The organism is Klebsiella sp. RHBSTW-00215, assembly GCF_014103785.1.
Lineage (GTDB): Bacteria > Pseudomonadota > Gammaproteobacteria > Enterobacterales > Enterobacteriaceae > Klebsiella.
Window position 1 is genome coordinate 3,246,739 of record NZ_JABXQS010000001.1, and the last position, 18,592, is coordinate 3,265,330.

15 protein-coding genes and 2 pseudogenes are annotated in these 18,592 nt (G+C 55.4%); 11 read left to right on the plus strand and 6 right to left on the minus strand.

Annotation, left to right across the window (positions count from 1 at the left end; genetic code table 11):
* The first annotated feature begins 14 nt into the window (after positions 1 to 14).
* The 3 genes and pseudogenes from HV127_RS15360 to HV127_RS31725 all read left to right on the plus strand — a co-directional run.
* Positions 15 to 950, plus strand: a complete 936-nt coding sequence (locus HV127_RS15360) for a D-ribose ABC transporter substrate-binding protein (RefSeq protein ID WP_110273252.1) — start codon at positions 15 to 17, stop codon at positions 948 to 950.
* A 43-nt stretch (positions 951 to 993) separates the two neighbouring features.
* The gene (locus HV127_RS15365) at positions 994 to 1,614 is read left to right on the plus strand and encodes a DUF2291 domain-containing protein (RefSeq protein WP_182237074.1); all 621 of its coding nucleotides are present in this window, start codon (positions 994 to 996) and stop codon (positions 1,612 to 1,614) included.
* 1 nt (position 1,615) lies between these two features.
* Positions 1,616 to 1,714 (plus strand): annotated as a pseudogene (locus HV127_RS31725) (hypothetical protein); the annotation flags it as partial.
* 147 nt (positions 1,715 to 1,861) lie between these two features.
* Here the strand turns inward: HV127_RS31725 and HV127_RS15370 are convergent.
* Positions 1,862 to 2,842 (minus strand): IS5-like element IS5 family transposase, encoded by a 981-nt coding sequence (locus HV127_RS15370; RefSeq protein ID WP_042934497.1) that lies wholly within the window; start codon positions 2,840 to 2,842, stop codon positions 1,862 to 1,864.
* 59 nt (positions 2,843 to 2,901) lie between these two features.
* On the opposite strand from HV127_RS15370, the pseudogene HV127_RS15375 reads away from it, so the two are divergent.
* Together HV127_RS15375 and HV127_RS15380 are read left to right on the plus strand one after the other, a co-directional pair.
* Positions 2,902 to 3,642, plus strand: a pseudogene (locus HV127_RS15375) (iron ABC transporter permease); the annotation flags it as partial.
* Complete coding sequence (locus HV127_RS15380) at positions 3,639 to 4,430, plus strand: ABC transporter ATP-binding protein (protein ID WP_182237076.1); 792 nt, start codon at positions 3,639 to 3,641, stop codon at positions 4,428 to 4,430. The pseudogene HV127_RS15375 and the gene HV127_RS15380, both read left to right, overlap by 4 nt.
* Before the next feature lie 535 nt (positions 4,431 to 4,965).
* Here the strand turns inward: HV127_RS15380 and HV127_RS15385 are convergent.
* Positions 4,966 to 6,306, minus strand: a complete 1,341-nt coding sequence (locus HV127_RS15385; RefSeq protein WP_182237078.1) for a HipA domain-containing protein — start codon at positions 6,304 to 6,306, stop codon at positions 4,966 to 4,968.
* The gene (locus tag HV127_RS15390; RefSeq protein ID WP_142464039.1) at positions 6,296 to 6,637 is read right to left on the minus strand and encodes a helix-turn-helix transcriptional regulator; all 342 of its coding nucleotides are present in this window, start codon (positions 6,635 to 6,637) and stop codon (positions 6,296 to 6,298) included. The genes HV127_RS15385 and HV127_RS15390 overlap by 11 nt, the downstream gene beginning before the upstream one ends.
* 440 nt (positions 6,638 to 7,077) lie before the next feature.
* Between HV127_RS15390 and HV127_RS15395 the strand changes: the two genes are divergently transcribed.
* The 6 genes from HV127_RS15395 (at position 7,078) to HV127_RS15420 (ending at position 14,269) form a co-directional block, all read left to right on the plus strand.
* On the plus strand, positions 7,078 to 7,503 hold the full coding sequence (locus HV127_RS15395) for a nucleotidyl transferase AbiEii/AbiGii toxin family protein (RefSeq protein ID WP_228727527.1): 426 nt from the start codon (positions 7,078 to 7,080) through the stop codon (positions 7,501 to 7,503).
* A gap of 231 nt (positions 7,504 to 7,734) precedes the next feature.
* On the plus strand, positions 7,735 to 8,658 hold the full coding sequence (locus HV127_RS15400) for an aminoimidazole riboside kinase (protein ID WP_182237080.1): 924 nt from the start codon (positions 7,735 to 7,737) through the stop codon (positions 8,656 to 8,658).
* A 163-nt stretch (positions 8,659 to 8,821) separates the two neighbouring features.
* Positions 8,822 to 10,339: a carbohydrate porin gene (locus HV127_RS15405; protein WP_182237082.1), complete on the plus strand. Its 1,518-nt coding sequence runs from the start codon at positions 8,822 to 8,824 to the stop codon at positions 10,337 to 10,339.
* A gap of 124 nt (positions 10,340 to 10,463) precedes the next feature.
* Positions 10,464 to 11,834: a sucrose-specific PTS transporter subunit IIBC gene (locus HV127_RS15410; protein ID WP_182237084.1), complete on the plus strand. Its 1,371-nt coding sequence runs from the start codon at positions 10,464 to 10,466 to the stop codon at positions 11,832 to 11,834.
* Positions 11,834 to 13,234, plus strand: coding sequence for a sucrose-6-phosphate hydrolase (locus tag HV127_RS15415; RefSeq protein ID WP_182237086.1), 1,401 nt, complete (start codon positions 11,834 to 11,836; stop codon positions 13,232 to 13,234). The genes HV127_RS15410 and HV127_RS15415 overlap by 1 nt, the downstream gene beginning before the upstream one ends.
* A gap of 30 nt (positions 13,235 to 13,264) precedes the next feature.
* A complete protein-coding gene (locus HV127_RS15420) occupies positions 13,265 to 14,269 on the plus strand; it encodes a LacI family DNA-binding transcriptional regulator (RefSeq protein WP_182237088.1) in 1,005 nt (334 codons plus the stop codon).
* 146 nt (positions 14,270 to 14,415) lie between these two features.
* Here HV127_RS15420 and HV127_RS15425 read toward each other — a convergent pair whose 3' ends face one another.
* Genes HV127_RS15425 through HV127_RS15435 form a run of 3 tightly spaced genes read right to left on the minus strand, consistent with a single transcriptional unit; the run spans position 14,416 to position 18,553 of the window.
* Positions 14,416 to 15,255: a PRD domain-containing protein gene (locus HV127_RS15425; protein ID WP_182237090.1), complete on the minus strand. Its 840-nt coding sequence runs from the start codon at positions 15,253 to 15,255 to the stop codon at positions 14,416 to 14,418.
* Positions 15,255 to 16,676: a glycoside hydrolase family 1 protein gene (locus HV127_RS15430; RefSeq protein ID WP_182237092.1), complete on the minus strand. Its 1,422-nt coding sequence runs from the start codon at positions 16,674 to 16,676 to the stop codon at positions 15,255 to 15,257. The genes HV127_RS15425 and HV127_RS15430 overlap by 1 nt, the downstream gene beginning before the upstream one ends.
* Positions 16,673 to 18,553: a beta-glucoside-specific PTS transporter subunit IIABC gene (locus HV127_RS15435; RefSeq protein ID WP_182237094.1), complete on the minus strand. Its 1,881-nt coding sequence runs from the start codon at positions 18,551 to 18,553 to the stop codon at positions 16,673 to 16,675. The genes HV127_RS15430 and HV127_RS15435 overlap by 4 nt, the downstream gene beginning before the upstream one ends.
* Positions 18,554 to 18,592: the final 39 nt, after the last annotated feature.

Sequence of the window (18,592 nt, forward strand, 5' to 3'; positions counted from 1 at the left end):
GAGAGAAAATTGTCATGAAATTACGTTTAACGCTTTTAACAGCCGCTACCCTGACCGCTTTTTCTTTTGCCGCCCAGGCAGCAGAAAAAGGCACCATAATGATCATGGTAAACTCGCTGGATAATCCGTATTACGCTTCTGAAGCCAAAGGCGCCAGTGAGAAAGCAAAAGAGCTGGGATACCAGACCACCATTCTTTCGCATGGCGAAGATGTAAAAAAACAGAATGAACTGATCGATACCGCCATCGGTAAAAAAGTTCAGGGCATTATTCTGGATAATGCTGACTCTACCGCCAGCGTCGCGGCGATTGAAAAAGCGAAAAAAGCCGGTATTCCAGTGGTATTAATCAACCGCGAAATCCCTGTCGATGACGTCGCCCTTGAGCAGATTACCCATAATAACTTCCAGGCCGGTTCTGAAGTCGCCAACGTATTTGTTGAGAAGATGGCAGAGAAAGGAAAATATGCCGAACTGACCTGTAACCTTGCGGATAATAACTGCGTTACCCGCTCTAAATCTTTCCACCAGGTTATCGACCAATACCCGGATATGGTCAGCGTGGCGAAGCAAGATGCCAAAGGGACGTTGATCGATGGCAAACGCATTATGGACAGTATTCTGCAAGCGCACCCTGACGTGAAGGGCGTAATTTGCGGCAACGGTCCTGTCGCTCTTGGCGCAATTGCCGCGCTGAAAGCCGCCAATCGCACCGATGTCGTAGTTGTTGGTATCGATGGTAGCAACGACGAACGCGATGCGGTGAAAGCCGGAACCCTGCAGGCGACGGTGATGCTCCAGGCCCAGGCTATCGCCGCTCAGGGCGTGACCGATCTGGATAACTACCTGCAAAAAGGTGAAAAACCAGCGAAGCAGCGCGTGATGTTCCGCGGGATTCTGATCACTCAAGACAATGCAGACAAAGTTCAGGACTTCAATATCAAGTCCTGAGTTCGGGTTGTTGCGCCCCTACGGGGGCGCATAGGAGAGTATTATGTTTAAAAAAACCTGGCTGGCGCTGGCCGTTCTTACGCTTGGAGGCTGCCGTATTGTCTCTCAGCAAGAGCTGGCCGATCTTAAATCCCCGCCCAATCCGCACATGACGAGTATTGACAAAACATGGCAGGACCAGATCGTTCCACAGGTCGTTGCCAGGGCTCGTCCCGTTGCCGAGTTGATGACCGCCCTGCGCGCGGCGAAAGATTTCGACAGCGCCTGCAAAACGTTAGGCTATCGCGCTCAGGATGAGAATCCATGCGTTTTTTACGTCAAAGTTGAAGGTAATATCAGCAAAATTGATTCTGCTTCCCGTAGCGGAAAAATGACCATTCAGGATCTCAGCGGCAGCAACGTGGTGGTGCAAATTGGCCCAACGCTGCGCGGGACGTTATTACGCGACGGCTATCAAGGTGCCAGCTATCAGGACTTTAACGACCAAGTACTGTTTGGCGAATATGGTCGGGCGATTAACGAACATGCGGTCAATATGATTCAAGCGGCACAGGTGAAAACCGGCGAAACGACACAGGTATATGGCGTGTTTTCAGCCTGGGATATTCCGCAGACCATTCCTGATATTACGCCAGCGAAAATTGTTCGTGCGGGAGGACAATAACATGCAGCGGCAAGAACTCGTCAATTCCCAACCAGTCGAATCTGAAGTTATTATCGAAACCCGCGGATTGTCTCGCGTTTATCCAGGCGTTATTGCCTTAGGGAAGGTGCGAATAAGCGGGGAAATTCTTCTCGGCTGACTCAGTCATTTCATTTCTTCATGTTTGAGCCGATTTTTTCTCCCGTAAATGCCTTGAATCAGCCTATTTAGACCGTTTCTTCGCCATTTAAGGCGTTATCCCCAGTTTTTAGTGAGATCTCTCCCACTGACGTATCATTTGGTCCGCCCGAAACAGGTTGGCCAGCGTGAATAACATCGCCAGTTGGTTATCGTTTTTCAGCAACCCCTTGTATCTGGCTTTCACGAAGCCGAACTGTCGCTTGATGATGCGAAATGGGTGCTCCACCTTGGCCCGGATGCTGGCTTTCATGTATTCGATGTTGATGGCCGTTTTGTTCTTGCGTGGATGCTGTTTCAAGGTTCTTACCTTGCCGGGGCGCTCGGCGATCAGCCAGTCCACATCCACCTCGGCCAGCTCCTCGCGCTGTGGCGCCCCTTGGTAGCCGGCATCGGCTGAGACAAATTGCTCCTCTCCATGCAGCAGATTACCCAGCTGATTGAGGTCATGCTCGTTGGCCGCGGTGGTGACTAGGCTGTGGGTCAGGCCACTCTTGGCATCGACACCAATGTGGGCCTTCATGCCAAAGTGCCACTGATTGCCTTTCTTGGTCTGATGCATCTCCGGATCGCGTTGCTGCTCTTTGTTCTTGGTCGAGCTGGGTGCCTCAATGATGGTGGCATCGACCAAGGTGCCTTGAGTCATCATGACGCCTGCTTCGGCCAGCCAGCGATTGATGGTCTTGAACAATTGGCGGGCCAGTTGATGCTGCTCCAGCAGGTGGCGGAAATTCATGATGGTGGTGCGGTCAGGCAAGGCGCTATCCAGGGATAACCGGGCAAACCGACGCATGGAGGCGATTTCGTACAGAGCATCTTCCATCGCGCCATCGCTCAGGTTGTACCAATGCTGCATGCAGTGAATGCGTAGCATGGTTTCCAGCGGATAAGGTCGCCGGCCATTACCAGCCTTGGGGTAAAACGGCTCGATGACTTCCACCATGTTTTGCCATGGCAGAATCTGCTCCATACGGGACAAGAAAATCTCTTTTCTGGTCTGACGGCGCTTACTGCTGAATTCACTGTCGGCGAAGGTAAGTTGATGACTCATGATGAACCCTGTTCCATGGCTCCAGATGACAAACATGATCTCATATCAGGGACTTGTTCGCACCTTCCCTAGGCGTCTCGTCGGCGGCGGCATTTGGCGCAGCGCTGGCGATTGTGTTGGGAATCGGTATCCCCGGCATTCCTGACCAGTGGTTTATCTCGGCCAATGCCTTTATCTTTGCTCTGCTGGCGGCGCTGCTGCTGGACGGCATTACGCGCTGGACGCAGGTCGCCACCTCCGGAGTCATTCTGTTTGGTATCGCGCTGGTATTTACCTTTAATGCGCTGGTGTCGATGCTGCAGTTTGTCGCCAACGAAGATACTCTCCAGGGGCTGGTATTCTGGACCATGGGCAGTATTGACCGTGCCTCCTGGCAAAAAGTGGGGATTTTGCTGGCCGTGCTGGCGGTGGTGATGCCGCTATCAATGCTCAGTTCGTGGAAGCTGACCGCACTGCGCCTCGGTGAAGACAGGGCGATCAGCTTTGGTATCAACGTGCGCCGACTGCGCCTGACGACGCTGCTGCGCATCAGCATTCTGTCGGCAATTTCGGTAGCATTTGTTGGCCCAATCGGCTTTATCGGCCTTGTGGCTCCGCATATCGCCAGGCTGATTTTCGGGGAAGATCACCGTTTTTATCTCCCGGCCAGCGCGCTTATCGGTGCGCTGGTGCTGTCGCTGGCCTCGGTTGCCTCAAAAAATCTCATCCCCGGCGCGATTATTCCGGTCGGTATTGTAACCTCCCTGGTGGGAGTCCCTTTCTTCCTGAGCATCATTTTGCGCCACCGGGGGCACGTATGAGCCATCTTTTATCCGGGCTGGCGCTGTCCCATTTCAGCGCCGGCTATCCCAAACGTCAGGTGATTCACGATCTGACCGTACCGCAGCTACCGCGCGGCAAAATTACCGCGCTGCTCGGCCCCAACGGCAGCGGAAAATCCACGCTGATGCGGGCGATGGCCGGGCTGGGACCGAGCAGCGGCGAACTGTCGCTTGATGGCGAGAACCTGCTGGCGCTGCCCTTTGCTCGCCGCGCGGAAAAAGTGGTCTATCTGCCCCAAACGCTGCCCGCAGGCGTGCATTTGCACGTACTGGAGTCGATTATCGTCGCCCAGCGCGCAGCCGGAGGACTGCACAATCCGAAAAACCAGTCGCAGGTGATGTCTCTGCTGCGCCAGCTAGGTATTGAGCATCTGGCGCTGAGCTACCTCGATCAGCTTTCTGGCGGCCAGAAGCAGCTTGTCGGCCTGGCGCAATCGCTTATTCGTCAGCCTTCCCTGCTGCTGCTGGACGAGCCGCTTAGCGCGCTGGATTTAAACTACCAGTTCCACGTGATGGATCTGGTACGCAAAGAGACGCAAAAGCGCAATATCATTACTTTGGTGGTGGTCCACGATATCAATATCGCCTTGCGCCACGCGGATCATGTGTTGATGCTGAAAGAGGGGCAGCTACTTGGGGATGGTGCGCCAGCCGAGGTCATTACTCCGCAGACCCTGGCCGCCGTTTACGGCGTGCGCGGGCGTATCGAGCCTTGTTCTCAAGGAGTGATGCAGGTGATTATCGATGGGCTGGTGGCAGGCGTTTAGGTCGCTGTTGCCGCGACCCGGTGTTTGCAGAGGGTTGCACCGGTATGTTGGTTTCTTTGTCCCACGTTTGTGTTTTGAGCGACAGGTAGCTGTAACCCAGCCTTATCAAATGCAGCAGGACGGGGATTTTAACGCGGGTATCTTCGGTAAATTTCATCATATTCCCTGTTTTATCATTTTGTTGCGCTCCGAGCCATGCAGCGGCTACTGCCTGAGAGCGATATATACCCTAAATAATTCGAGTTGCAGGAAGGCGGCAAGTGAGTGAATCCCCGGGAACTTACTAAAGTAAGTGACTGGGGTGAGCGAACGTAGCCAACGCATCTGCAACTTGAAGTATGACGGGTATACGACGAGTATTATTTAGCTTTGCGCCTATGTTACACGTTCCGCTTAAACTGATTGAATAGATTTGAGTTTGCCTGTCTGTCGTAATCAGAGGTTTATATTTTTTGTGATGTGTCGATTGAAAGGCGACATATCGCAAAATAATCAAACTCTATGTTGTTATGCGTTTCTGGAGTGAAAGGATATTTCAGCAGATCCCTGCCTCATCCCCTCCCAGATAACGCGCATGCAAAAATGCGGAGCTGACAGCATCAATGTCATTTCCTGCCACGCCGTGCTCCTCAAAATGATTACGCCATTCCCTGACTACGCGCCAGATACTGTCAATTTCCGCAATGGCATCTACCCGGTTTAAACCAAAACGCTCACACCACGAAAGCGCATTAACCAGCGTGGCTTCTTTACCCAACGCGCCTACGCCAAGGTGCAGACGACGATGGAGGGAATGAACGGGACGAGGAACGACATCGTATAAGGGGCTAATACGCCATGCGAGATTGACGGCGCGTTGAGGCTCTTGCGCCCCTCTGACAGGCGTTTGCTCTGTTGACTCCATCAGGACAAAGCCATGATTGCGTAAATGGTCATCGTCATTGTTGACTAAAATATTGAAGACCATACGGCGGTAAAGTTCTTTCAAATCATCAGCGAGGCTGGCCGCAGCAAGATGGCGGCGCATGGCATCTGCCAGTTCAGCATAGCTGCTTTCTATCGATGCCATCTCATGGATGTTCATTAGGGTCAGTGCAGACACAAAATGGCGTCGCCCGGTGGTATCTCCTGCCCCCACACGGTCAAAACGCTTAATCAGCATCGCGAAGCGTCCCGTGCCGATCTCTTCGAGGCGCGTCTCAGGAACATGGAGCCCTGCTGCATGCGCTAGTCTTAAGGTTGCATGTTCAATTGCCGGGTAACAAAAACCCCGGTCGCTACGGGAAGAGAACTTCGCCAGCCAGTGGCTACCATCCTCAATCACCACGGTCGCTTTTGGGCGCATTCCTCCCATGCTGGATCCCGCATCAAATATCCCGTGCAGATTCGCGGGCAAAGGTAAACCATTCTCGATCCTCTCGGCAGCATCTAACAGATATCCGAGTGATTTGATATCCGTCGAAGCCGCTAACTCTCTGGCCGGTTCACCATCGGGAGTGATATCTAATGCCCCGGTCCGGTTTGGCCCAGCTTCAAGAAGATACACTGACTCCGGTAATGCGTTCGCCGGAACCCGCTTTTTGGCTTCAATGACGCGGCGACCCCATGCATCAGGCGCGGCATCACGGATCCCGCCAAACAACGCTGACTCTTGCGCAAACAACGCCTGTCCGGCCACCTGCTGCCCTTGTAGCATCCCCAGCCCGACGGGATCGATTTCAATTGCCCCATTGCGTTTCAGGTACTTCAGGCCATAGACAAAGCGCGATGCCCGAAGCTCAATACCTTCTTCCTGCAACTGCAATTTACCGGCAGGAACAGGCTGAGTTGCTCCCGGCAAAAACGCATGCACCATTAACGTCTGTTCAGAAATCATACTCTTCCAGTTCCTTGTTACTGAGTGGCCTTGCACGGCGAGGCCGACTCGCGATTTCCTGAGCATCAACCACGTTATCTTTTTTAGTCAGCACGTCCGCCAACGTCGCGCCAGGGCGGATAACGCTGAGGTAACGCAGGATTTGGCCTATTGCAACACCTGCATCGCCATTTTCAATGCGGCTCACCGTGTTACGACTCAGATTTGCACGTATGGCAACTTCTGACTGAAGCATTTTGCGGGCAACTCGACTACGCGCCAGCGTTCGCCCCAACGTAACTAGCTGGAGATGTTGTTCTGAAGAGAGTAATTCTTGCTGCGATCGCTTCACTTTGCACCTTAAAACAATCATTAACATTACTATGCTATATTTTAGGTGCACCTGAGCAAAATTCAACCTAAAAATCTGATAGCCGTTCGTATATCACTATTCATGCACCTTAAAACAGGCGTAAACTGAAAATTGCATGTTTTAAGGTGCATAAATGGTATCCACATCTCTTACCGGCATGTCATTCCTCTGAGGAACCCCATGCAACTGAGAGCGTCCATATGCCCTTTGTTCACCCGCTTTTTAAGGCTGGCAGCCTACCGTGGACTATTGAATTCAAAGAGAGCGTATTTCCGATAACTTTTTCAATTGAGAGAGATATTCCGGGTTATTATCCATCAACCAATGCAATACCTTGGCATTATCAAGGATCTTCGTTATATGTGATTTTATGATAACTAACTAAAGATTATTGCCACCATAATCATCACTTAATTTTTCTGTATCAATCTGAGCGGCAGCCATTTCTCTCTCTAACCTTTAGCGAAAATTTAGATTTCTCCGGTGGTGTCAATTTCAACAGTAAACAACTACTGGCAATGAAAACCTGTCTGGAGAACTATATTGGCGATCGCTATGGTTTTGATGTCTCCGTTAAAGAACCGGCAGATTTAAAGGACGATCCTGAATACGCAGGCCTGAAAGTGGATAAATGGCAGGTTTCTATTATTACTGCGCCACAACGTCAGGATCTCCCCAGTCAACGGATCAAAATCGAAGTGGCGAATATTCCTTCTTATTCGCGAGAGCCTAAAGCCTTACAGGCAAATTATAACTTTCTGCCCAAAGGCTATTTCGACACGCTGGTATTAGCCGAAACGCTGGATGAAATCATGGCTGATAAGTTAATTACCCCTGACGGCTGAAACCCCGTAGCGCAGCACAAGCAGGGAAAGTATCCGGGGTCATATATCCCGACCAGCGCAACATCACTGAGAAAACCGCCAGACTTCCCGGATCGTCACTCTTCTGCGAGCGCGATCTCGTTTTCATGCCCTGGCTCGCACTTTTCCGTATGTGACGTTCCCCTCATTCTGTTGCTATGTTTTAATAAGCTAAACCGGTTTAACTAAGTTTAGCTATGGAGAATTTTCAGCATGAATGCAAAAGTTTGGGTTCTGGGAGATGCGGTAGTCGACCTGCTGCCGGAAAGCGAGGGCCGCCTGCTGCAGTGTCCCGGCGGCGCGCCGGCTAACGTGGCGGTGGGTATCGCTCGCCTTGGCGGCAACAGCGGCTTTATCGGGCGCGTCGGCGACGATCCGTTTGGCCGCTTTATGCGCCATACCCTGCAACAGGAGCAGGTCGACATTAGCCATATGCGCCTCGATGGCCAGCACCGCACCTCCACCGTAGTCGTCGACCTTGACGACCAGGGCGAGCGAACCTTCACCTTCATGGTACGCCCCAGCGCGGATCTGTTCCTGGAGGAAGCAGATCTCCCGCAGTTTGCCGCCAGACAGTGGCTACACGTCTGTTCCATCGCGCTGAGCGCCGAACCCAGCCGCAGCACCACCTTCGCGGCGATGGAGAAGATCAAACTTGCCGGCGGCCGGGTGAGCTTTGACCCCAATATCCGCCCGGACCTCTGGCAGGATCAGGGCCTGCTGCACGCCTGCCTCGATCGCGCCCTGCGGCTGGCAAACGTGGTGAAGCTCTCCGAAGAAGAGCTGGTATTTATCAGTGGTAGTGATGATTTAGCGCAGGGGATCGCCAACGTCGTCGAGCGATATCAACCTGAACTCCTGCTTGTGACTCAGGGCAAAGCAGGCGTACTCGCCGCATTCCAGCAACAGTTCATCCACTTCAACGCCAAACCTGTCGTGAGCGTAGATACCACCGGCGCGGGCGATGCTTTTGTTGCCGGACTGCTTGCTAGCCTTGCCGCCAACGGAATGCCGACGGATATTGGCGAGCTGGAACCCACGCTCACCCTGGCACAAACCTGTGGCGCACTGGCAACAACGGCGAAAGGCGCGATGACCGCGTTGCCTTATCAGCACGATCTTAATCGCCAGTTTTGATCCTTTAGGCCGCCCAGCGCGGCCCACTTTGTTGCATCCATCACAATTATTAAACCGGTTTAGCAAATTCCATTTCAAAATGTTAAAGGTCGTGTTTAACATAGCACCTAAACCGGTTTAGCAAACACACTATTTTCAATTTTCCTTTTGGGATGCAACCAGCATGTATAGAAAAAGCACACTCGCGGTTCTTATCGCTTTGCTAACCGGCGCCGCCTCAGCCCATGCGCAAACGGACCTCAGCAGTATCGAAGCCCGCTTGATCGCAATGGAAAAACGCCTGCAGGAAGCGGAAAACAGAGCGCAAACGGCAGAAAATCGCGCCGAGTCGGCGGAGAAAAAAGTCCAGCAGCTCACGACACAGCAGCAAAAAACCCAGGACAGCACCCAGGAAGTGGCTCAGCGAACCGCCAAACTGGAGAAGAAAGCCGACGAGAAAAGCGGCTTTGAGTTCCACGGCTACGCCCGCTCCGGCCTGTTGATGAACGATGCGGCATCCAGCAGCAAAAGCGGCCCCTACCTGACGCCAGCCGGGGAAACCGGCGGTGCCATCGGTCGCTTAGGCAACGAAGCCGACACCTACGTCGAGTTGAACCTTGAACATAAACAGACGCTGGATAACGGCGCGACCACCCGCTTTAAAGCGATGCTGGCGGATGGACAAAAAACCTATAACGACTGGTCGGCCGACTCCAGCGACCTGAATATTCGTCAGGCGTTCGCTGAACTTGGCAGCTTACCGAGCTTCGAAGGGCCATTTAAAGGCTCCACGCTATGGGCAGGTAAACGCTTTGACCGCGACAACTTTGATATCCACTGGCTCGATTCCGACGTGGTGTTCCTCGCGGGCACCGGCGGCGGTATCTACGACGTGAAGTGGAACGACAGCATTCGCAGCAACTTCTCCCTTTACGGGCGTAACTTCGGCGATCTGGAAGACATTGATAACAATGTGCAGAACTACATTCTGAGCATGAACCACTTTATCGGCCCGGTGCAGGTGATGGTCAGCGGCCTGCGGGCGAAAGATAACGACGACCGTAAAGATGCCAACGGCGATACCATTCAGACTGACGCCGCTAACAATGGCGTCCACGCGCTGGTTGGCCTGCATAACGACAGCTTCTACGGCCTGCGTGAAGGCAGCAGCAAAACCGCCCTGCTCTACGGTCACGGTCTGGGCGCAGAAGTCAAAGGTATCGGCTCGGATGGCGCGCTACTCTCAGACGCCAATACCTGGCGTTTCGCCACCTACGGCACCACGCCGCTTAGCGAGCGCTGGCACCTCGCCCCAGCGGTGTTGGCGCAAAGCAGCAAAGACCGCTATGCCAAAGGCGATAGCTACGAGTGGGTCACCTTCAACATGCGCCTGATCCAGGAGATCACCCAGAACTTCGCCCTCGCTTACGAAGGCAGCTACCAATACATGGATCTGCATCCCGAAGGCTACAAAGATCGCAACGCGGTGAACGGCAGTTTCTATAAACTCACCTTCGCCCCAACGTTTAAAGTCGGCGACATCGGCGATTTCTTCAACCGTCCCGAGCTGCGCCTGTTCGCGACCTGGATGGACTGGAGCAAAAAACTGGATAACTACGCCAGCGACGACGCCTTCGGCAGCAGCGGTTTCAACGCGGGCGGCGAGTGGAATTTTGGTATCCAGATGGAAACCTGGTTCTGACGGTTAGTACCTGACGACAGATATCTCCGGGGCGACAAGCCCCGGACACAATAACGACGCAGAGACTGCGCCCCCGTAAACACGGGGCGACAATACGAAAATTATTACGCATTCAGAGGGTATTATGGATTTTGAACAGATTTCCCGCTCGCTGCTTCCGCTTCTGGGAGGCAAGGAAAATATCGCCAGCGCCGCGCACTGCGCCACGCGTCTGCGCCTGGTGCTGGTCGATGATTCGCTGGCCGATCAGCAGGCCATCGGCAAAATTGAAGGGGTTAAAGGCTGTTTCCGTAACGCCGGGCAGATGCAGATTATTTTCGGCACCGGGGTGGTGAATAAAGTCTACGCTGCCTTTATTCAGGCGGCAGGGATTGGTGAATCCAGCAAATCGGAAGCCGCCGACATCGCAGCGAAAAAGCTTAATCCTTTCCAGCGTATCGCCCGTCTGTTATCAAACATCTTCGTGCCGATTATCCCGGCTATCGTCGCCTCCGGCCTGTTGATGGGCCTGCTTGGGATGGTCAAAACCTACGGCTGGGTCGACCCGAGCAACGCCATCTACATCATTCTGGATATGTGCAGCTCGGCGGCATTTATTATTCTGCCGATCCTGATTGGCTTCACCGCCGCCCGCGAATTCGGCGGTAACCCTTATCTCGGTGCGACGCTCGGCGGCATACTGACCCACCCGGCTCTCACCAATGCCTGGGGCGTGGCCGCAGGTTTCCACAGCATGAACTTCTTCGGCCTTGAGATTGCGATGATCGGCTACCAGGGCACGGTGTTCCCGGTGCTGCTGGCGGTGTGGTTTATGAGCATCGTTGAGAAGCAGCTGCGTCGTGTGATCCCCGACGCGTTGGATCTGATCCTCACACCGTTCCTGACGGTGATTATTTCCGGTTTTATCGCCCTGCTGATTATCGGCCCGGCCGGTCGCGCCCTCGGCGACGGAATTTCGTTTATCCTTAGCACCCTGATTACTCACGCCGGTTGGCTGGCCGGACTGCTGTTTGGCGGCCTCTACTCGGTTATCGTCATTACCGGGATTCACCACAGCTTCCACGCCATCGAAGCCGGGCTGCTGGGCAATCCGTCCATCGGCGTCAACTTCCTGCTGCCGATTTGGGCGATGGCCAACGTCGCTCAGGGCGGTGCTTGTCTGGCGGTATGGTTTAAAACCAAAGACGCCAAAATTAAAGCCATTACTCTACCGTCGGCGTTTTCCGCCATGCTGGGCATCACTGAAGCGGCGATTTTTGGTATTAACCTACGCTTTGTGAAACCGTTTATCGCGGCGCTTATCGGTGGCGCGGCGGGCGGCGCGTGGGTGGTATCCATGCATGTCTATATGACCGCGGTAGGCCTGACGGCAATCCCCGGCATGGCTATCGTGCAGGCCAGCTCGCTGCTGAACTATATTATCGGGATGGTTATCGCCTTTGGCGTTGCCTTTGTCGTCTCGCTGGTACTGAAATACAACACGGACGCTGAATAATGTCACTTCCATCACGCCTGCCTGCGATTTTGCAGGCCGTTATGCAGGGCCAGCCGCGCGCGCTGGCCGATAACCACTATCCCCGCTGGCACCATGCGCCGGTAACCGGGCTGATGAACGACCCTAACGGCTTTGTTGAGTTTGCCGGGCGCTATCATCTGTTTTATCAGTGGAACCCGCTCGCCTGTGATCATAAGTTCAAGTGCTGGGCGCACTGGAGTTCTGCCGATCTGCTGCACTGGCAGCATGAACCGATCGCCCTGATGCCGGACGAAGAGTACGACCGCAACGGCTGCTACTCCGGCAGCGCGGTGGATAATGACGGCACGCTAACGCTGTGCTACACCGGCAACGTCAAATTCGATGATGGTAGCCGAACCGCCTGGCAGTGCCTGGCGACGGAAAACGCCGACGGCACTTTCACTAAGCTCGGCCCGGTATTACCTCTGCCGGAGGGCTACACCGGCCACGTACGCGACCCGAAAGTCTGGCAGCATGAAGGCCGCTGGTACATGGTGCTGGGCGCGCAGGATCGGCAAAAGCGCGGTAAGGTGCTGCTGTTCAGCTCCGCAAATCTCCATGAGTGGACGAGCGAGGGCGAAATTGCCGGTTACGGCATCAATGACCTGCACGACGCGGGCTATATGTGGGAGTGCCCGGACCTGTTCCCGCTCGGCGACCAGCATATTCTAATTTGCTGCCCGCAGGGCATCCCCCGCGAGGAAACGCGCTTTCTTAACACCTACCCGGCAGTGTGGATGGCGGGTGATTTCGACTACGGCCGCGCCGCTTTCAAACACGGCGAACTTCACGAGCTGGACGCCGGATTCGAGTTTTACGCCCCGCAAACCATGCAGACCAGCGATGGCCGCCGCCTGCTGGTCGGCTGGATGGGCGTGCCGGACGGCGAAGAGATGCGCCAGCCGACGCTGGCTAACGGCTGGATCCATCAGATGACCTGCCTGCGCGAACTGGAGTTTGTCGACGGCAAGCTCTATCAGCGCCCACTGCGTGAACTCACCGCCCTGCGCGGCGAAGCGCACGGCTGGCAGGACAGCCCTCTGCCGCTGACGCCGATGGAAATCAGCCTCGAAACCGCAAGCGACGACGCGTTAAGCGTCGATTTCGGCGGCGCGTTGACGCTTGAGCGCGATACCCGCGGGATCCGTCTGGCGCGACGCAGCCTTGCCAGCGATGAAACGCACTATCGCTACTGGCGCGGCGAGGTGCGCTCACTGCGAATTTTCATCGACCAGTCGAGCGTGGAAATTTTCATCAATGACGGCGAAGGGGTGATGAGCAGTCGCTACTTCCCGACTTATCCGGCGCTGCTGACTTTCACGGGCAGCAAGCCGGGCGCATTCTGTTACTGGTCGCTGCGCACATGCATGATAGAATAAGCGTTTTGCTTTCAGGCTCATGGCGTCGTGATGAAAACCAAACGCGTTACCATTAAAGATATCGCCGAACTGGCGGGCGTTTCCAAAGCGACCGCCAGCCTGGTGCTGAACGGGCGTGGCAAAGAGCTGCGCGTGGCGCAGGAAACGCGCGAGCGCGTGCAGGCGATTGCCCGCGAGCAGCACTATCAGCCGAGCATTCATGCCCGCTCGCTGCGCGATAACCGTAGCCACACCATCGGACTGGTGGTGCCGGAGATCACCAACTACGGCTTTGCGGTCTTTTCCCATGAGCTTGAGATGCTGTGCCGCGAGGCGGGCGTCCAGCTGCTTATTTCTTGTACCGACGAAAATCCCGGTCAGGAGAGCATGGTGGTGAACAATATGATTGCCCGTCAGGTCGACGGGCTGATCGTTGCCTCCTGCATGCATAACGATGCCGACTATCTGAAGCTCAGCGAGCAGCTGCCGGTGGTGCTGTTTGACCGCTGCCCTAATGAAAGCGGCCTGCCGCTGGTGATGACCGATTCAATTACCCCGACGGCAGAGCTGATTTCTCGTATCGCGCCGTCGCATAGCGATGAGTTCTGGTTTTTAGGCGGTCAGCCTCGCCTGTCGCCATCACGCGACCGTCTGGCGGGATTCACTCAGGGCCTGGCCCAGGCGGGTATCGAACTGCCTCCGGAATGGGTGATCAACGGCAACTATCATCCCAGCTCCGGCTATGAGATGTTCGCTGCCCTCTGCGCGCGTCTCGGCCGGCCGCCAAAGGCGCTGTTTACTGCAGCCTGCGGGCTACTGGAAGGGGTACTGCGCTACATGAGCCAGCACCATTTGCTGGATTCAGACATCCATCTGGCGAGCTTCGACGATCACTATCTCTACGATTCGCTGTCGCTGCGTATTGATACCGTACAGCAGGACAACCGCCAGCTGGCCTGGCACTGCTACGACCTGATAAGCCAGTTGATTGACGGCAACACGCCAGAGCCCCTACAGCGCTACCTGCCCGCAGCGCTGCAGTTTCGTCATCGTTGAAATAACGCGGCATCGGATACCCGTTTTAGACACCGTGCCCGGATTTTTGCCGGGTGGCGGCTGACGCCTTACCCGGCCTACAAAACCGATAATATGCTCAGGCGAATTGGGGAAACGCGCACTTTTATCCCCAGAATAGAAAACACTCACGCATCCAGCCCGCTGATTCGCACCAGGTGCACGGTGAGCCATAGCAGTTCGTTGCCGCCGAGGGTGATATCGAGCTGGGCCTTAACGTAATCGCGGATCAGCAGCGCGCAGCGGTAGGCTTCCGGATACTCCTTAATCACCTGCACCAGCAGAAAACTGTCCCGCGCGCCGTCCAGCTCCCCCTCTTGCAAACGCTGGAGGAAGAACTGCATATGGACCAGAAAGCGCGAGTAGTTAATCGATTCGGTGTCTATCTGCTGCTTAAAGTGGTACTGCACAAGATTAAAAATATCCTTCAGCATTTTCACCGACTGCATGGTCTGCGCCACGTCGTCGCCCTCGCTCTGGCCGTTCACCAGATGAAATGCGATATTCCCGGCTTCCTCTTCCGGCAGCTCAATCCCGTACTGCTGGCGAATTATCGTCACCGCTTCGCTGGCGACGCGAAACTGCTGTGGGTAAAAACGCCTGACTTCCGGCAGCAGGCGGTTTTGAATGGCGATCCCTTTGCGACTGCGTTCAATAGCAAACGTCAGGTGGTCGGCGAGGGTAAAGAAAATCTGCTCGCGAACCTTACTGGCAAGCTGCATATTGGCGCGGGAAATAATCATCGCCGCCATTTCGATGACCTCATCCGGAATGGTGGAGAGCGCTTCAAGATAACCGCTGCGCACGCCGAGCGTCTGGGTCACAAACAGCTTCTCTATCATCTGCGGGGCAATCTCATCCCCCGGTCGGCTGTTGAAGCCAATACCTTTTCCCATGACGATAACCTCCCGGTTATCGTCATCCATGGAGAGCACCAGGCTATTATTGAGCACCTTTTGAACAATCATCACAGAGACTCGTCGTGGTTACCGTTTTGCGTAATGACATCCTTATACCACCAGAAGCTGCGTTTGCGGATCCTTTGCAGACTCTTCAGGTCGTCCTCGCCTCGATCGACGTAGATAAAACCGTAGCGCTTGGCGTAGCCCTGATGCGTGCTGACCACGTCAATCGCCGCCCACGGGCAGTAGCCCATCAGCTCGACGCCATCGGCAATCGCCAGGCGCATTTGTTCAATATGCGCCTGTAAGAACGCGATACGATAATCATCATTCACCGTCCCATCATGCTCCAGCTTATCCGGCGCGCCCATGCCGTTTTCGCTGATCAGAATCGGCAGGCCGTAGCGCTCGCACACTTTGCGCAGCGTCAGGCGTAGCCCCACCGGGTCGACCACCCAGCCGTAAGGGGTTTTACCCACCCAAGGATTTTCCGCAGGCCGATAAACCCCCTCTTCGCCCAGCATAATTTGCTGATCACCCGCGCGCGGCGCAACGTCCGCGCCGTCGCCCCGACTGGCGGCAATCGTCGCGGTGGAGTAGTAGTTAATGGCGATAAAATCCGGCCGCCCCTGCTGCAAAATCAACGCATCTTCTGGCTGCATTTCCGGCGCGAGGCCGCGATCCTGTAAATACGACCACGCTAAGGCGTTGTAGCGGCCATGCACCGCCACATCCAAAAAGCTCCAGCAGCGCAGCGTTTCCCAGTTATGCGCGGCGATGGCATCTTCCGGTTTGCAGCTTTCGGCGTACATCGAAGTGGTGTTTATCGCCGGGCCGATGCGCAGCCCGGGAAACTCGCGGTGGCAAAGGGCAAAGATCTGCGCCTGGGCCAGCATCATATGGTGATTCTGCTGGTACAGCGCTTTCTTGTCCGGCAGCTCACGATCCGCAGGCACACCAATCGCGCCAGGGTGCAGGATCATGGTGTTCTGCTCGTTAATCGTCAGCCACAGCGGGACTTTATCGGCAAACTCGCTGAACAGCAGCCGGGCATAGCGCACAAACGCCTCCCCGGTTTTGCGGTTTAGCCAGCCGCCTTTTAGCTCCAGCGCCCAGGGCAGGTCGAAGTGGTACAGAGTGACAATCGGCGTAATGCCGTGGCGCGTCAGGGCGTCAATCAGGCGATGATAAAAGGCCAGCCCGGCTGAATTCACCGCGCCGTCGCCGTCCGGGATGACCCGCGACCAGGCCACCGAAAAGCGATAGGCCTTCAGCCCCATTTGCGCCATCAGCGCGACGTCCTCTTCTACACGATGATAGTGGTCGCTGGCGATACGAAAGTCCGCCGTTCCCGGCGGGTGGCTGAGCATATCAACCACTGACGGTCCTTTACCGTCTTCATTCCACGCGCCCTCGACCTGATAGGCTGAGGTGGACGCCCCCCACAAAAAACCGTCCGGGAACTGCGCTTTGTTTTGATAAATCATGCCTGCGCCTCCTTAGTGGATTGCACCATCAGCTGTTCGCCGTAGTCGACCTGCGCGGCGGCGGTCAGGCGCAGTGAGTGCTGCTCGTCACCGTTGACCACAATCACCGGAGTAATCAGGTCATACCCGGCCTGTTCGATAGCGGGAATATCAAAGCGGATCAGTTCCTGCCCGGCTTCCACCTTATCGCCCACTTTCAGCACGGAGCTAAAGTGCTGGCCGTTAAGATTAACCGTGTCGATACCAATATGGATTAGCAGCTCAAGCCCGCTTTCGCTTTGCAGACCCACCGCGTGACACGATGGCAGGAACATCATCACCGTGCCGCTAAACGGCGCGCGCAGTACCCCTTCCTGTGGACGAATCGCCAGGCCCTCACCCAGCAGACCGCCGGAAAAGACATCATCATTCACTTCACTCAACGCCACCACCTGGCCGCGCAGCGGGCTGAGCACTTCAATCTCACCCTCACTTTTCGGGCTAACCACAGGCTGCGGCGCCTCGCTGACCTCTTCTTGATCCTCAGGCGTATCTTTAAAGGCGATAAACCAGGTCAGGGTAAAGGTCACCACGATAGAAATCGCGCAGGTCACCAGCGCATGGACGATGTTCATCGGGTTTTCGCCAATAAACGCCGGCAGCGCCGCGAGGCCTGGAGAGACAAACGCGTAGCGCACCAGCCCGCTCACCCCGGCATAAACCCCGGCGCAGCCGCCGCCGATCATCGCGGCAATCAGCACGCGGCGGAACTTGAGTAGCACCCCGTACAGCGCCGGTTCGGTGATCCCCAGCAGCGCGGTAAAACCCGATGACGAAGCCAACTGGCGCAGGTTGCTATTTTTGGTTTTCAGCGCCACGCACAGCGTCGCCGCGCCCATCGCCACGTTTGACGCCAGCATCCCCGGTCCGTTAATCATCTCGTAACCGCTTTTACTCAGCTGTCCGGTGGCGATTGGCGTCATCGCCCAGGCGGTGCCGGTAATAATCAGGAAGGGTTGCAGGGTTCCCATCAGCATCGGGATCAACCAGCTGGCGTGGCGGTCGATTGCGCCCGCGCCTGCGGCGACCAGATCGTTAAGCAAAATGCCCGCCGGGCCGACAACCACCAGCGCCAACGGCGCGGTGATCAACAGAATCAGCATTGGCTTAACGAAGAATTTGATAATCGAGGGTGAGACCTTTTCGGCAAAGCGCTCTACCCACGACATCAGCCACACCGTCAGAATAATCGGCAGCACCGATCCGGCGTAATCGGAAAGCAGAACGTTGATGCCGGCAAAATCGACCGCTTTACCGGCAGCCATCATCTGGCCGATGCCCGGGTGCAGCAGCACGCCCGCAAGGGTCATCGCCAGAATGGGGTTACATTCGAACTTCAGCGACGCCCCGTAAGCCAGCAGTACCGGCAGGAAGAAGAACGCGGCATCGGCAATAATGTTGAGCAGCTGATACGTCGAACTGGTTTCGCTAATCACGCCGGTTAGCTTAAGAATGGCCAGCAGCGCCTTGATCATCCCCGCGCCGGTAATCGCCGGGATCACCGGGGTGAAGGTGGTCGAAATAACGCTGATAATGCGTGCGAAAATGCCGGTCGGTTTGGCGTTTTTGTCGCCGCTTGCCGGACTTTTCTTCTCCGGCAGCGCCTTATTAAGCAGGCGATAAACCTGCTGCACCTCATTGCCAATCACAATCTGGAACTGGCCGCCCTTCTCCACCACGCTTATCACGCCGGGGATAGTGCCAATCTGCGCATCGTTAACCTTTGCGCGGTCGTTGAACTCCATACGCAAGCGGGTCGCGCAATGGGTGAGCATTCGGATATTCTCCGCACCGCCCACCGCGTGGAGGATTTTGTCTGCTGTTTCGTTATAGTTCATAGTGTTCCCTGGTGTTGGGGCAAAAAAAAAGACCAAAAC

What these genes read in the sequence shown, in the direction of transcription:
- HV127_RS15385 (WP_182237078.1), bottom strand. Translation starts at nt 6,306, where the DNA reads ATGATTTCTGAACAGACGTTAATGGTGCATGCGTTTTTGCCGGGAGCA.
- HV127_RS15360 (WP_110273252.1), top strand. Translation starts at nt 15, where the DNA reads ATGAAATTACGTTTAACGCTTTTAACAGCCGCTACCCTGACCGCTTTT.
- HV127_RS15415 (WP_182237086.1), top strand. Translation starts at nt 11,834, where the DNA reads ATGTCACTTCCATCACGCCTGCCTGCGATTTTGCAGGCCGTTATGCAG.
- HV127_RS15370 (WP_042934497.1), bottom strand. Translation starts at nt 2,842, where the DNA reads ATGAGTCATCAACTTACCTTCGCCGACAGTGAATTCAGCAGTAAGCGC.
- HV127_RS15435 (WP_182237094.1), bottom strand. Translation starts at nt 18,553, where the DNA reads ATGAACTATAACGAAACAGCAGACAAAATCCTCCACGCGGTGGGCGGT.
- HV127_RS15410 (WP_182237084.1), top strand. Translation starts at nt 10,464, where the DNA reads ATGGATTTTGAACAGATTTCCCGCTCGCTGCTTCCGCTTCTGGGAGGC.
- HV127_RS15380 (WP_182237076.1), top strand. Translation starts at nt 3,639, where the DNA reads ATGAGCCATCTTTTATCCGGGCTGGCGCTGTCCCATTTCAGCGCCGGC.
- HV127_RS15365 (WP_182237074.1), top strand. Translation starts at nt 994, where the DNA reads ATGTTTAAAAAAACCTGGCTGGCGCTGGCCGTTCTTACGCTTGGAGGC.
- HV127_RS15425 (WP_182237090.1), bottom strand. Translation starts at nt 15,255, where the DNA reads ATGATTGTTCAAAAGGTGCTCAATAATAGCCTGGTGCTCTCCATGGAT.
- HV127_RS15420 (WP_182237088.1), top strand. Translation starts at nt 13,265, where the DNA reads ATGAAAACCAAACGCGTTACCATTAAAGATATCGCCGAACTGGCGGGC.
- HV127_RS15430 (WP_182237092.1), bottom strand. Translation starts at nt 16,676, where the DNA reads ATGATTTATCAAAACAAAGCGCAGTTCCCGGACGGTTTTTTGTGGGGG.
- HV127_RS15400 (WP_182237080.1), top strand. Translation starts at nt 7,735, where the DNA reads ATGAATGCAAAAGTTTGGGTTCTGGGAGATGCGGTAGTCGACCTGCTG.
- HV127_RS15405 (WP_182237082.1), top strand. Translation starts at nt 8,822, where the DNA reads ATGTATAGAAAAAGCACACTCGCGGTTCTTATCGCTTTGCTAACCGGC.